We start from the raw sequence: 12302 nt of genomic DNA on the forward strand, positions 1-12302 counted from the left end.
AATCGCATCTGGCAGGCTTCGTTCATGACTGCCCGCGCCGCAGACAGGGCCCGCTACGACCGGGCCACCGTTCATCTCGACGCTCCCGTCGCGATCGTGGACCTGGAGGCGTTCGACGCCAACGCCGGCGACCTCCTCCGCAGGGCCGGAGGCAAGCCGATCCGGGTCGCCAGCAAGTCGGTTCGCTGCCGCGCCCTGCTCGAACGGGTCCTGGCCCGGGACGGTTTCGCGGGCATCATGTCCTTCACGCTCGCCGAGTCCCTGTGGCTGGCCCGCTCGGGGTTCGACGACATCCTGCTCGCCTATCCGTCGGCCGACCGGCAGGCCTACGCCGAACTGGCCGCCGACCCCAAGCTGGCCTCCGCCGTCACGGTGATGATCGACGACCCGGCCCACCTGCGCCTCATCGACGACGCCCGCCAGGGCGGCACCGAAGAGGTGCGCGTCTGCCTGGAGTTGGACACCTCTCTCAAGCTGCTCGGCGGGCGGGTCCGGGTCGGCGCGCGGCGCTCTCCGCTGCACTCGCCGGCCCAGGTCGCGGAGCTGGCCCGGGTGGTGGCGCGCACGCCGGGCTTCCGGCTGGTCGGGATCATGGCGTACGAGGGCCACATAGCCGGTGTCGGCGACGCGGTGGCCGGGCGCCCGGTGCGGTCGCGGGCCATCCGGCTGATGCAGGCCGCGGCGCGCAGGGAACTCGCCCAGCGCCGTGCCGAAGTGGTGCGCGCGGTCCGGGCGGTGGCACCGGACCTGGAGTTCGTCAACGGCGGCGGTACGGGCAGCGTCCAGCACACGGCCGCCGAGGACGCGGTGACCGAGATCGCGGCGGGCTCGGGGCTGTATGTGCCGCGGCTGTTCGACAACTACACCTCGTTCCACGGCCGTCCGGCCGCGTTGTTCGCCCTGCCGGTCGTGCGCCGGCCGGGTGTCGGGGTGGTGACGGTGCTGGGCGGCGGCTACCCCGCGTCGGGCGCCGCGGGCCCTGACCGGCTGCCCGTCCCCCACCTGCCCGAGGGGCTGCGGTACGACCCCCAGGAAGGGGCGGGCGAGGTGCAGACGCCGCTGCTGGGCGCACCCGCCGACGACCTCCTCATCGGCGACAAGGTGTGGTTCCGGCACGCCAAGGCAGGCGAGTTGTGCGAGCGTTTCGACGTGCTGCACCTGGTCGAGGGCGCCGAGGTCACGGCGACCGTACCGACGTACCGCGGCGAGGGGCGCACGTTCCTCTGACCTTCGAGGCCCTCCGGGCTGCCGGGCCGGTCGCTCAGCGGGTGGGCCCGATGCTGCTGCCCACTCCCCCGCCCGTCGCCGCGTCGCCGACCGGTCGGATGCCCCTGGTGATCCTCTCCATGTCGGCGAGCGGCGGTCCGTCGGCGCCCGCGTCGAAGGCGAAGCGGACGATGACGGGCGCCCCCGAGCCGACGCTCGAGGGGAAGGCCAGCGACTCGACGTAACCTCCGGGCCCTTTCGCGGTGCTGACGTGCCAGCGGACGAAGTACCCGGCGCGGCCCGCGACCGCGATCTGACCGGATTTCACCAGCCGGTGGGACGTGATGCCGCCGAAGGGCCGACTGCCGACCGAGTCGCGGTCGTACTCCGCGTCCGCGGCCTCCGCTATGTCACCTTCGGCCAGGGACCGGGCGGTTGCGCCCGGTCCCGCATTGGCGGTCCGCGAGAGCACCCGGCCGTGGCGGCACAGACCGGGGTCGCCCGGGCAGTCGTAGGTGCCCGGTGTGGTCAGCACGACGTCGTCCTCGGCGACGTTCTCGGGCTTTGCCCAACCCTTGAGGACGGGGAAGGTGATGCCGTTCAGGTCGTCCACGACGACATCCGCGTCCCCGGTGGCGGAGGCGGACGCGGCCGGCGAGCCGGCGGCGCTGCTCGGCGCGTACGTCACCGCCGTGGGCGCAGGTCCTGCCTGTGCGGCGCTCCGGCCGTCGTGTCCGAGGACCACCGCCCCGGTGACGATCGCCGCGACCAGTACGGCCCCGGCCGTACCGAGCGCGACCGCCTTGGCGCGCCGGGAGCCCCCGCCGTCCACCGGTTGCGGCGGGAGCGGCGGCGGCCCGTGCACCTCGGGTTGGCGCCGGTGGTCCGTCCATCCGGTTCCGTCCCACCAGCGTTCGGTGAGCGGGTACGACGGGTCGCGGTACCACCCGGGCGGAGGCGTACTGCTCATCCCGGCCACTCTAGGCCGTGCCCGGTGGCACCGCGCCGGTCCCGTCTCAACTCGCCCCGTACACCGTGTCCTTCTGGTCAGGCACCACCGAGCCGTCCCTTCTCAGGACCGGTCCTCGGCTCCCGTCCGGCTCGTTGTAGGCGGTCGTGGAGCACGGGTACGGTTCCGGCCTGCGCGGGAGCGGTTCGATGAACATGGGGTTGACCAGCCAGCGCCCGTCGGCGCCGTCGTACGCCCTGCACATCAGTTCGTTCTTGTTGCGGTTGATCGCCAGGTGGGCGCCGGTGGCATCGCCGAGGAACGTGACATCGGTGTCGGCGTCGCCCGCCGCGAGTACGGGCCGGTGCGCCGCGTCCTGCTTCCGCCAGGCGGCGGCGCCCCGGACGCCGTAGATCTCCTGGTTGATCCAGCAGCGCTTGCCGTCGATGTACGGGATGACCTCGCCCCGGCTCGCGGGGACGTCTCCGCAGCCCTCGGTGCGGGTGGTGATACGGCCCCGGCGGTCGAGGACCGAGCGGATCGCGATGGTGTGCGCGGCGTCCACGCCGGCACCGCGCGACCACACCTCGGTGACGGGTTCGAAGCCGGCGGAGACGATGTAGACGTCGAACCGGGCCTGTTGGAGCGTGCGGATCATATCGCGCTGCTGGTCGTAGTAGCGCGCGTACGCCGGCACCGTGTGGGTGCCGAGGACCCGGGTCGCGCCGACGGGTGCCGCGAGGACCTCCGCGCGCGCCCTGCGGGCGTACGAGGAGACATCGGCGACCGTGTGGCCCGCGAGGAGTTGGGGCACCCAGACGTACTGCGGGATGGTGCGCCGGTGGTTCCAGCGGCCTGCGAAGGCGGCCTCACCGCTCATGGTCGTGCCGTCCTCGTAGATCTCGAGGACCTCGTCCGCAGCGGGGTTCGGTGGAGGTCGGCAGGGGTGCGCCCACGGGGGTGGCGGTGCCGCAGGCTTCGGTGAGGGCCCGGTCGGCCGCGTCGGTCAGCCACTCGCTGGTGTGCTTCCAGCGGGCCGGGCGCAGGATCCTGTCGTGTGCCAGTGCCCAGTAGAGGGTGGCGTCCGTGACATCGTTCTTGGTGACCGTGTTGTCCCGGTCGAAGACGGCGACCGGGCGGCGGGCGGACGCGGAGCAGCTGCCCCGTTCGTCGATCACCCGTTGCAGGCGGTCACGGTTGTCGCCGTACCAATCCCCGCTCAGCCGGGGGCACTTCGAGGAGCGGTCCGTGGCGGCCGGCGAGGGCGGCGCGGCCGCCAGTCCGGCGGCCGCGGCCAGGGTCCACGCTAGGAAATGTCTCATATGACATGGACCGTACCTTTTTGTCCCTACAGGGGTGTGACGTACGCGCCCGAGATTCCGCCGTCCACCAGAAAGTCGGTGGCGTTCACGAAGGAGGAGTCGTCGCTGGCCAGGAAGGCGACCGCCGCGGCGATCTCCTCGGCCTCCGCGAACCGGCCGACCGGGATGTGGACCAGACGGCGCGCGGCCCGCTCGGGGTCCTTGGCGAACAGCTCCTGCAGCAGCGGGGTGTTGACCGGGCCGGGGCACAGGGCGTTGACCCGGATGCCCTCGCGGGCGAACTGCACGCCCAGTTCACGGGACATGGCGAGCACACCGCCCTTGGAGGCCGTGTACGAGATCTGCGAGGTGGCCGCGCCCATGCGGGCGACGAACGACGCCGTGTTGATGATGGAGCCCTTGCCCTGGCGCCGCATGTAGGGGATGGCGGCCTTGCAGCACAGGTAGACGGAGGTCAGGTTGACCTCTTGGACCCGCTTCCAGGCCTCGAGGCCGGTCTCCAGGATCGAGTCGTCGTCGGGCGGCGAGATGCCCGCGTTGTTGAACGCGACGTCGACGGAGCCGTAGGTGTCGAACGCGGCCTTGAACAGCGCCTCGACCTGCTCGGGGTCGGTGACGTCGACCTTGACGAACAGTCCGCCGACCTCCTCCGCGGCCGCCTTGCCGCGGGTCTCGTCCACGTCGCCACAGACGACATGGGCGCCCTCGGAGGCGAGCCGGCGCACGGTGGCGAGACCGATGCCGCTGCCGGCACCGGTGATGACGGCGGTTCGGCCGGCCAGGCGGCGGCAGATGGTGTCCGGTGTCTGAGCGGTCACTGTGCGGGGCCCTCCGTGCTGATGAAGACGTTCTTGGTTTCGGTGAAGGCGGTCAAGGCGTCCGGGCCGAGTTCGCGGCCGATCCCCGACTGCTTGTAGCCGCCGAAGGGGGTCCAGTAGCGGACGCTGGAGTGGGAGTTGACGGACAGGTTGCCCGCGCGGACGGCCTGGGAGACGCGCAGCGCGCGGCCGACGTCGCGAGTCCAGATGGAGCCGGAGAGGCCGTAGGGGGTGTCGTTGGCGAGGCGGATCGCGTCGGCCTCGTCCTCGAAGGGCAGCACGACGGCGACCGGGCCGAAGACCTCCTCGACGGCCACACGCGCCCGCGGGTCGACGCCGGTGAGGACGGTGGGCGGGAACCAGAACCCGGGGCCCTCGGGGGCCTTGCCGCGGAGACCGGGGGCGTCGTCGGCGACGTAGGAACGCGCCCGCTCCAGCTGTGCCCTGGAGATCAGCGGGCCCATCTGGGTGCTCTCGTCGGCAGGGTCGCCGACCAGGACCGACTCGATCGCGGGCGCGAGCAGTTCGAGGAAGCGGTCGTAGACGGAGCGCTGGACGAGGATGCGGGTGCGGGCGCAGCAGTCCTGGCCGGAGTTGTCGAGGAACGACATGGGCGCGGCGGCCGCGGCCGCGTCGAGGTCGGCGTCCGCGAACACGATGTTGGGGCTCTTGCCGCCGAGTTCGAGGGTGACGCGCTTGAGCAGCGCGGAGCCCTTCGCCAGCACCTGCTTGCCCACGGCCGTCGACCCGGTGAAGACGATCTTCGCCACGCCCGGATGCTCGACGAGCGCGGCGCCCGCGACAGGCCCGTGGCCGGGCAGGACCTGGAGCAGTCCCTCCGGCAGCCCGGCCTCCAGGGCGAGTTCGGCGAGGCGGAGAGCGGTCAGCGGGGTCGTCTCGGCGGGCTTGAGGACGACGGCGTTGCCGGCCGCGAGCGCGGGGGCGGTCCCCCAGGCGGCGATCGGCATCGGGAAGTTCCAGGGGGCGATGACCCCCACGACGCCCAGCGGTTCGAGGATGGTGACGTCCAGGCCGCCCGGGACCGGGATCTGGCGCCCGGTCAGGCGTTCCACTCCCCCGGCCGCGTAGTCGAGCAGGTCCCGGACGTTGCCCGCCTCCCAGCGGGCGTTGCCGACCGTGTGTCCCGCCTCGAGGACCTCCAGCCGGGCCAGCTCCTCCAGATGTTCGTCGACCGCCGCGGCGAACCGGCGCAGCAGCCGGGCCCGGTCGCCGGGCGGGAGTGCGGCCCACCGGGACTGCGCCCGCGCGGCGCGCAGCACGGCGGCGTCCACGTCGGCCGCACCGGCGGCGGGAACGGTGGCGACGACCGCCTCGGTGGCCGGGTTGAGTACCTGAAGCTCGAGCTCGTTCGGCACGAAAGAACCTTTCACATGCGTTCGAAGGAGCGGCGCAGCTCCCAGTCGGTCACCGCGGCGTCGAAGGCGGCCAGCTCGACACGGGCCATGTTGTGGTAGTGCGCGACCACTTCGTCGCCGAATGCGGCCTTCGCGACGGGGCTGTTCTCCCAGAGTTCGGCGGCCTCACGCAGGGTCGTCGGCACGTGCTCGTACGCGGCCGTGTAGGCGTTGCCCGGGCACGGCTCGGGAAGCTCCAGCTTCTGCTCTATTCCGTACAGTCCGGCCGCCACCATGCCGGCGACCGCGAGGTGCGGGTTGACGTCGCCGCCGGGCACCCGGTTCTCGAACCGCAGCGAGCGGCCGTGGCCGACGACCCGGAGGGCGCAGGTCCGGTTGTCGTGCCCCCAGGCGACCGCGGTCGGGGCGAAGGAGCCGGGCTGGAACCGCTTGTAGGAGTTGATGTTGGGCGCGTACAGCAGCGAGAAGTCCCGCAGAGCGGCGAGCTGCCCGGCGAGGAAGTGCCGCATGGTCTGCGACATCCCGCCCGGATCGCCGTCCGGGCCGGCCATGACGTTGCGTCCGTGCTCGTCGGCGAGCGAGAGATGGATGTGGCAGGAGTTGCCCTCACGCTCGTTGTACTTGGCCATGAAGGTGAGGGAGACCCCCTCCTGGGCGGCGATCTCCTTGGCACCGGTCTTGTAGACGGCGTGCTGGTCGCAGGTGACCAGGGCCTCGTCGTAGCGGAACGCGATCTCGTGCTGGCCGGGGTTGCACTCGCCCTTGGCGGACTCGACGGTCAGGCCGGCGCCGGCCATCTCGTTGCGGATACGGCGCAGCAGGGGCTCGATGCGGCCGGTGCCGAGCACGGAGTAGTCGATGTTGTACTGGTTGGCCGGTGTCAGGCCCTGGTAGCCGGCGTCCCAGGCCTGCTCGTAGGTGTCCTTGAAGACGATGAACTCGAGCTCCGTGCCGACCTGGGCGCTGTGGCCGAGGGCGGCGAGGCGGTCGAGCTGGCGGCGCAGGATCTGGCGGGGGGCGGCGGCCACGGGCGAGCCGTCGTTCCACGCGAGGTCGGCGATGACCATGGCCGTGCCCTCGTTCCACGGCACCCGGCGCAGTGTGCTCAGGTCGGGGTGCAGGGCGAAGTCGCCGTAGCCGCGGTCCCAGGAGGACATGTCGTAGCCGTCCACCGTGTTCATCTCGGTGTCGACGGCCAGAAGGTAGTTGCAGCCCTCGGTGCCGTGTTCCAGGACCTCGTCGAGGAAGAAGCGCGCGGCGAACCGCTTGCCCTGGAGCCGCCCCTGCATGTCGGGGAAGGCCAGGACGACGGTGTCGATCTCGCCGCCCGAGACGAGGGCGTGCAGCTCCTCGACGCCGAGCGGGGGTGTGCGGTGTGCCACGGGAGGTCTCCTTCGGTCCGCCGAGAGCCATAAGGTATTTCCGCGAACCATTGCCTGGGAAGGGGGCGCGGCCAGATGCCGCAGGCGGAATCCGATGGCGGCCCCGGCCGTCCGCAGGACCGGCTGACGCCGGTGTGGCGGCCCGTGCGGGCCGGAAACGGCTTCGAGGAGGCCCTGGAGCAGATCCTCCAGGTCGTGCGCCTCGGTCTGGTGCCCGGCGGCGAGCGGCTGCCCGCGGAGCGGGAGTTGGCGGAGCGGCTGGGCATCAGCCGGGTGACGCTGCGCGAGGTGCTGAAGGTCCTCCAGGACGAGGGTCTGGTGGAGTCGCGTCGCGGACGGTACGGCGGCACCTTCGTGCGGCCCCGCATCGACGCGGGCGGCGAGGACGAGCTGCGCCGGCGCATCGAGAAGGTCGACATCGAGGACGTGTTGCGGTTCCGTGAGGTGCTCGAAGTGGGGGCGGCGGGCCTGTGCGCGGCGCACGGCCTCACGGGGGAGCAGGCCGGGCGGCTCCGCCAGGCGCTGGCCCGCACGCAGGACGCACCCCTCGCGGAGTACCGGCGGCTGGACACCCTGTTGCACCTCACGCTGGCCGAGCTGGGCGGGTCGCCGTCGCTGACGGCGCAGTACGCGGCCGTCCGGGCGACGGTGAACGACCTGCTGGACTGCATCCCCCTGCTGGTGCGGAACCTGGAGCACTCGCAGCGCCAGCACGAGGCGCTGGTGGACGCGGTGCTCGAGGGGGACGCGGACGGTGCGCGGGAGATCATGCGGGAGCACTGCGCGGGGACGGCGGCGCTGCTGCGGGGCTTCCTTGCCTGAACAGGCCTGCCGCACGGCCTTGATGCGGTACCCCCCGCCGCGTAAAGGTATGGCTGTGCGCCATTGGAATCCCGGGAGGCCCGAGTGACCGGACGACCGCTGATCGGTGTGAGTACGTATCTGGAGGCCGGTACGCGCTGGGGCGTCTGGGAGCTGGACGCGGCGCTGCTGCCGGCGGGCTATCCGCGGCTCGTGCAGCGGGGCGGAGGACTGGCCGCGATGCTGCCGCCCGACGATCCGGCACACGCGGCGGCGACGGTGTCCCGGCTGGACGGCCTGGTCATCGCGGGCGGCCCGGACGTCGATCCGTCCCGCTACGGCGCGCCACGTTCCCCGCGGACCGGACCACCCGCGCCCGAGCGGGACTCCTGGGAGCTCGCCCTCATCGAGGCGGCGCTGGCCTCGCGCACCCCGTTGCTCTGCATCTGCCGCGGGATGCAGTTGCTCAACGTCGCCGCCGGCGGCACGCTCGTCCAGCACATCGACGGGCATGCGGAGGTCGTCGGAGTCTTCGGCCGGCACGCGGTCCGACCGGTGCCCGGCACGCTGTACGCCGGGGCCGTACCGGAGGAGACCCTCGTACCGACCTACCATCACCAGGCCGTGGACCGCCTCGGCGAGGGACTCGTCGCCTCGGCCCACGCGGCGGACGGCACGGTGGAGGCGATCGAACTCCCCTCCGCCCGCTGGGTGCTGGGCGTCCAGTGGCACCCCGAGATGGGAGAGGACCTACGGGTGGTGAAGGCGCTGGTCCGCGCCGCGTCCACCGGCTGACGGAGCCGCCCGGAAGTCCTGGCTCCGCGTCAGGCTCAGCAGGTCCCGGCCCGGCCCCGCCGGCCGGTGGCCGGTACGCCAGACGGCTCGCAGCTCGCGGTCGAGCCGCACGCCCTCGACCGGGACGCTGACCAGCCGCCGGGCCGCGAGCTCCTCTCCGACGGCCAGTTCGCTCAGGACGGCCGGGCCCGCGCCGCTCACCGCGGATGCCTTCACCGCCGTCGTGGAGGACAGCTCGAGAAGAGGGCGGGCCAGCCCGCCCAGGGCGGTGGCCAGGACCTGACGGGTGCCGGAGCCCTCCTCCCGCAGCACGAGCGGTGCCGACGCCAGTTCCGCGGCCGACAGCGGCCTGCGGCGGCGCGCCCACGGGTGCCCGGGCGCGGTCACCACGATCAGGCGGTCATGGGCGACGACCGCCGCGTCCAGTCCCGCCGGCACGTCCAGTCCCTCCACGAAGCCGAGGTCGGCCTCGTCCGCGAGCAGGCGTTCCGCGACCGCCGCCGAGTTCCCGGCCAGCAGGGACACCGCCGTGTCCGGCCGCTGGGCGCGCAGCGCGATCAGCCAGCCGGGCAGCAGGTACTCCGCGATGGTCATGCTCGCGGCCACGCGCAGCCGGGAGTCCCGCCGGCCCCGCAGGGCCTGCGCCCCCGCGTCGAAGGCCTCCGCCGCCTCCACGATCCGCCGGGCCCAGTCGGTGACCAGCGCCCCCGCGTCGGTGAGCTGCGAGCCCCGCGGCGAACGGTCCACCAGTGCCACACCCAGCTGCCGCTCCATCGACCGGATCCGGCTGCTGGCCGCGGGCTGGGTGATCCCCAGCTCCCGGGCGGCGCGGCCCAGACTGCCGAGCCGGGCGACGGCGAGCAGCAGCTCCAGCGCGCCCAGGTCCGGCACCCGGTGCGCCAGACCGGCCACCGCATGCCCGAGGTCCTCACCCATAAACCCAGCTTATGTCGTCATAGGGACACGCTCCCTGGTGAGGCGGCCGTCGCGGCGCAATCGTGGACTCCATGGTCACCGCAGTCCAGCCCCTTGCTCTCGCCGTCCCCCGACGGCGCGCCCCCGCCGTCCGGCACCTCGGCCCGAACTGGTACGCCGCCGTGATGGGCACCGCGATCCTTGCGACGGCCGGGGCCGGTCTGCCCGGTGCCGCACGGGTACCCGCGCTGCGGACCGTCTGCGCGGGCATCTGGGCCCTTTCGCTCGTCCTGCTCGTGGCCCTCTTGTGCGCCCGGGCCGTGCACTGGATCCACCACCGCGACCAGGCGCGCGCCCATCTCGACGACCCCGGCACGGCCCCCTTCTACGGCTGCCTCGCCATGGCGCTGCTCGCCGTCGGCGGGGGCGCCGTTGTGGTCGGCCGGGACTGGATCGGGTCGGGCCCGGCCCTCGCCCTGGACACCGTCCTGTTCACCGCCGGCACCGTCTCCGGCCTGGTCGTCGCCGTCACCGTGCCGTACCTGATGATCGTCCGGCACCGGATCGAGCCGGGCCAGGCGACTCCGGTCTGGCTGCTGCCCCTGGTCGCGCCCATGGTCTCCGCGGCCCAGGGGCCACTGCTCGTCCCGCACCTGCCCGCGGGTCAGCCCCGGGAGACGCTGCTGCTGGCGTCGTTCGCGCTGTTCGGGGCCAGTCTGCTCGCCACGCTCACGATGCTGCCGCTGGTGGTCGCCCGGCTCTTCACCGCGGGCCCGCTGCCGCTGCCGCTGACCCCGGCCCTGTTCCTGGTCCTCGGCCCGCTGGGCCAGTCCACCACCGCGGTCGCCGCGGCCGCGCACGCGGCGACGGGAGTCGTGCCGGGCCCCTATGCCCGGGGACTCGGCGTCCTCGCCGTGCTCTACGGGGTACCGGTGCTGGGCTTCGCCCTGTTGTGGCTGGGGCTCGCCACCGCGCTGGTGGTGCGCGCCCGGCGGCGGGGCATGGGCTTCGCGATGACCTGGTGGGCGTTCACCTTCCCGCTCGGCACCTGTGTCACGGGGGCCGAGGCGCTCGCCCTGCGCACCGGACTCGCCGCCTTCGACGGGCTCGCGATCGGCCTGTACGCCGTGCTTCTCGCCGCGTGGTGCTTCGCCGCCGTCGGTACGGGCCGGGGTGTCGTCAACGGCGAGCTACTCGCAGCGCCTCGGCGATGACCTGGGGCGCGTCGGTCAGCGAGGGCCCGTACCAGGTGAGGTGACGCCCGCTGACCAGCGCGCACGGTGTCCCCTCGAAGGCCTCGGGGCCGTCGGCGGCGGTGAAGCGGTACGGCTCGTCGGGCAGCACCACGAGCCCGGGTGCCGCCTCCCGCAGCTCCTCAAGGGCGATCCGCGGATACCGCTCAGAATGCGTCGCGTAGACGTTGTCGACGTCCAGCCTGGCCAGGACGTCCCCGGCGAAGGTGTCCCGGCCCAGCACCATCCAGGGGCGCCGCCAGACGGGGACGACGGCGGTCGTACGGGTCCGCGGCACCGGCAGCCGGGACCACGCGGCCTCGGCCTCGTCGAGCCACCGCGGCCGGCCGGGGGCTCCGCACGCGGTCATCGCCCGCTCCAGCTCGTCGAAGGCCTGCGGGACCGTCCGCACCTCGGTGACCAGGACCTCGAGGCCGGCCTCGCGCAGCGCGGCGAGGTCGGGTTCGCGGTTCTCCTCCTCGTTGGCGAGTACGAGGTCGGGGGCGAGCCCGACGATCCGCTCGACCTTCGGGTTCTTGGTGCCGCCGACCCGGACGACGTCGAGGCCGGCGGGGTGGGTGCACCAGTCGGTCGCACCGGCCAGAGCGCCCGGCACAGAGGCCGCGAGGGCCTCGGTCAGTGAGGGCACGAGCGAGACGACACGCATCACGGCCGCCGCCTCCCGCTGCCGGCCGGCGGACGGGAGGTGACTTCTTCTCCGGGCGTGCCGGGGCCGACGTCGGACATACCGGCCAGTATTCCGCGGCACCCGGACGGCCGTCCTCCGGACGGGTCGGCCGATAGCGCCGCCGGGTCGGCGGGCAGGCCGCGTGCAAACCGCCCCGGGGGGATCACCGCCGGCCCGGGGGGTTCTCGACCGCCTCGATATGGTCCGCGACCGCGACCACTATCACGCGGGTCTCCGGCACGGTCGCCCGCCAGCGGTGGCGCACTCCCCCGCTCAGATACAGGGCGTCGCCGCGCCCGAGCCGGTGCGCCCGGCCCTCCGCCTCGATCTCGACGGCGCCGTCGACCACGTACATCAACTCGTCGTTGCGGTGCTGGAATTCGCGGCCCTCGTCGTGATCGCCGATGAACTCCATCGCATGCAACTGGTGGTGGCCGCGGACCAGGGGGCGCATGCGCGGCCGTTCCGGCGCCAGCTCCTCGTCATCGGCGCGCAGAACGTCCACGCTGCACGCCGGGTCGGCCGCGGCGAGCAGTTCCACGGCGGTGGTGCCGAGGGCGTCGGCGATCCGCTCCAAGGAGGGCCGGCTGGGGCGTGCCCGCTCGTTCTCCACCTGGCTCAGGAAGGGAACCGACAGCCCGCTGCGCTCGGCCACCACGGCAAGGGTGAGCTCCAGCGCCCGGCGCCGTCGCCGCACGGCCGTGCCCACTCGAAGGGGCTGTTCTTTGTGGTCGCCCATCGCTCCGGCTGCCTCCCTCGCTCGTCGGTCCGTTGGGCTGCCCGGCGGGGCGGGTCGCCGCCGTCCGATGGTCCATCGG

General features: G+C 73.2%; 11 protein-coding genes and 1 pseudogene. 4 read left to right on the forward strand and 8 right to left on the reverse strand.

The genetic code is table 11. The annotated features are described in order from the left end of the window. The first annotated feature begins 24 nt into the window (after positions 1-24). Positions 25-1227: an amino acid deaminase/aldolase gene (locus tag ABZ904_RS01200; protein ID WP_361820437.1), complete on the forward strand. Its 1203-nt coding sequence runs from the start codon at positions 25-27 to the stop codon at positions 1225-1227. Positions 1228-1261: 34 nt separating this feature from the next. Here ABZ904_RS01200 and ABZ904_RS01205 read toward each other — a convergent pair whose 3' ends face one another. The 5 genes and pseudogenes from ABZ904_RS01205 to ABZ904_RS01225 form a co-directional block, all read right to left on the reverse strand. Continuing rightward, on the reverse strand, positions 1262-2176 hold the full coding sequence (locus tag ABZ904_RS01205; protein WP_359389740.1) for a DUF2510 domain-containing protein: 915 nt from the start codon (positions 2174-2176) through the stop codon (positions 1262-1264). A gap of 46 nt (positions 2177-2222) precedes the next feature. Then, a pseudogene (locus tag ABZ904_RS01210) lies at positions 2223-3477 on the reverse strand (haloacid dehalogenase-like hydrolase). Between the two features lie 26 nt (positions 3478-3503). Further along, entirely contained in the window at positions 3504-4295 is a 792-nt protein-coding gene (locus ABZ904_RS01215; protein WP_359389737.1) for a 3-oxoacyl-ACP reductase, read from the reverse strand. Further along, positions 4292-5671 carry an aldehyde dehydrogenase family protein gene (locus tag ABZ904_RS01220; protein ID WP_360991791.1) on the reverse strand — a complete coding sequence of 460 codons (1380 nt, stop codon included), beginning with the start codon at positions 5669-5671 and terminating at the stop codon, positions 4292-4294. Before ABZ904_RS01220 ends, ABZ904_RS01215 begins: the two co-directional genes overlap by 4 nt. A gap of 11 nt (positions 5672-5682) precedes the next feature. After that, the gene (locus ABZ904_RS01225) at positions 5683-7053 is read right to left on the reverse strand and encodes a glutamine synthetase family protein (protein WP_359389731.1); all 1371 of its coding nucleotides are present in this window, start codon (positions 7051-7053) and stop codon (positions 5683-5685) included. A 75-nt stretch (positions 7054-7128) separates the two neighbouring features. Here ABZ904_RS01225 and ABZ904_RS01230 point away from each other — a divergent pair, with 75 nt between their 5' ends. Then, positions 7129-7875: an FCD domain-containing protein gene (locus ABZ904_RS01230; RefSeq protein ID WP_359389729.1), complete on the forward strand. Its 747-nt coding sequence runs from the start codon at positions 7129-7131 to the stop codon at positions 7873-7875. Positions 7876-7959: 84 nt separating this feature from the next. Next, the gene (locus ABZ904_RS01235) at positions 7960-8649 is read left to right on the forward strand and encodes a gamma-glutamyl-gamma-aminobutyrate hydrolase family protein (RefSeq protein WP_359389727.1); all 690 of its coding nucleotides are present in this window, start codon (positions 7960-7962) and stop codon (positions 8647-8649) included. On the opposite strand, the gene ABZ904_RS01240 is transcribed toward ABZ904_RS01235, so the two are convergent. Further along, positions 8605-9585 (reverse strand): LysR family transcriptional regulator, encoded by a 981-nt coding sequence (locus tag ABZ904_RS01240; protein ID WP_359389724.1) that lies wholly within the window; start codon positions 9583-9585, stop codon positions 8605-8607. The genes ABZ904_RS01235 and ABZ904_RS01240 overlap by 45 nt on opposite strands. 71 nt (positions 9586-9656) lie before the next feature. Between ABZ904_RS01240 and ABZ904_RS01245 the strand changes: the two genes are divergently transcribed. Next, on the forward strand, positions 9657-10778 hold the full coding sequence (locus tag ABZ904_RS01245) for a TDT family transporter (protein WP_359389722.1): 1122 nt from the start codon (positions 9657-9659) through the stop codon (positions 10776-10778). On the opposite strand, the gene ABZ904_RS01250 is transcribed toward ABZ904_RS01245, so the two are convergent. Further along, positions 10744-11463, reverse strand: a complete 720-nt coding sequence (locus ABZ904_RS01250) for a helical backbone metal receptor (protein WP_360991784.1) — start codon at positions 11461-11463, stop codon at positions 10744-10746. The two genes, ABZ904_RS01245 and ABZ904_RS01250, sit on opposite strands and share 35 nt — an antisense overlap. Positions 11464-11647: 184 nt before the next feature. After that, positions 11648-12223: an XRE family transcriptional regulator gene (locus ABZ904_RS01255; RefSeq protein ID WP_359389720.1), complete on the reverse strand. Its 576-nt coding sequence runs from the start codon at positions 12221-12223 to the stop codon at positions 11648-11650. Positions 12224-12302: the final 79 nt, after the last annotated feature.

The organism is Streptomyces sp. NPDC046900 (genome assembly GCF_040644975.1).
Classification (GTDB): domain Bacteria; phylum Actinomycetota; class Actinomycetes; order Streptomycetales; family Streptomycetaceae; genus Streptomyces.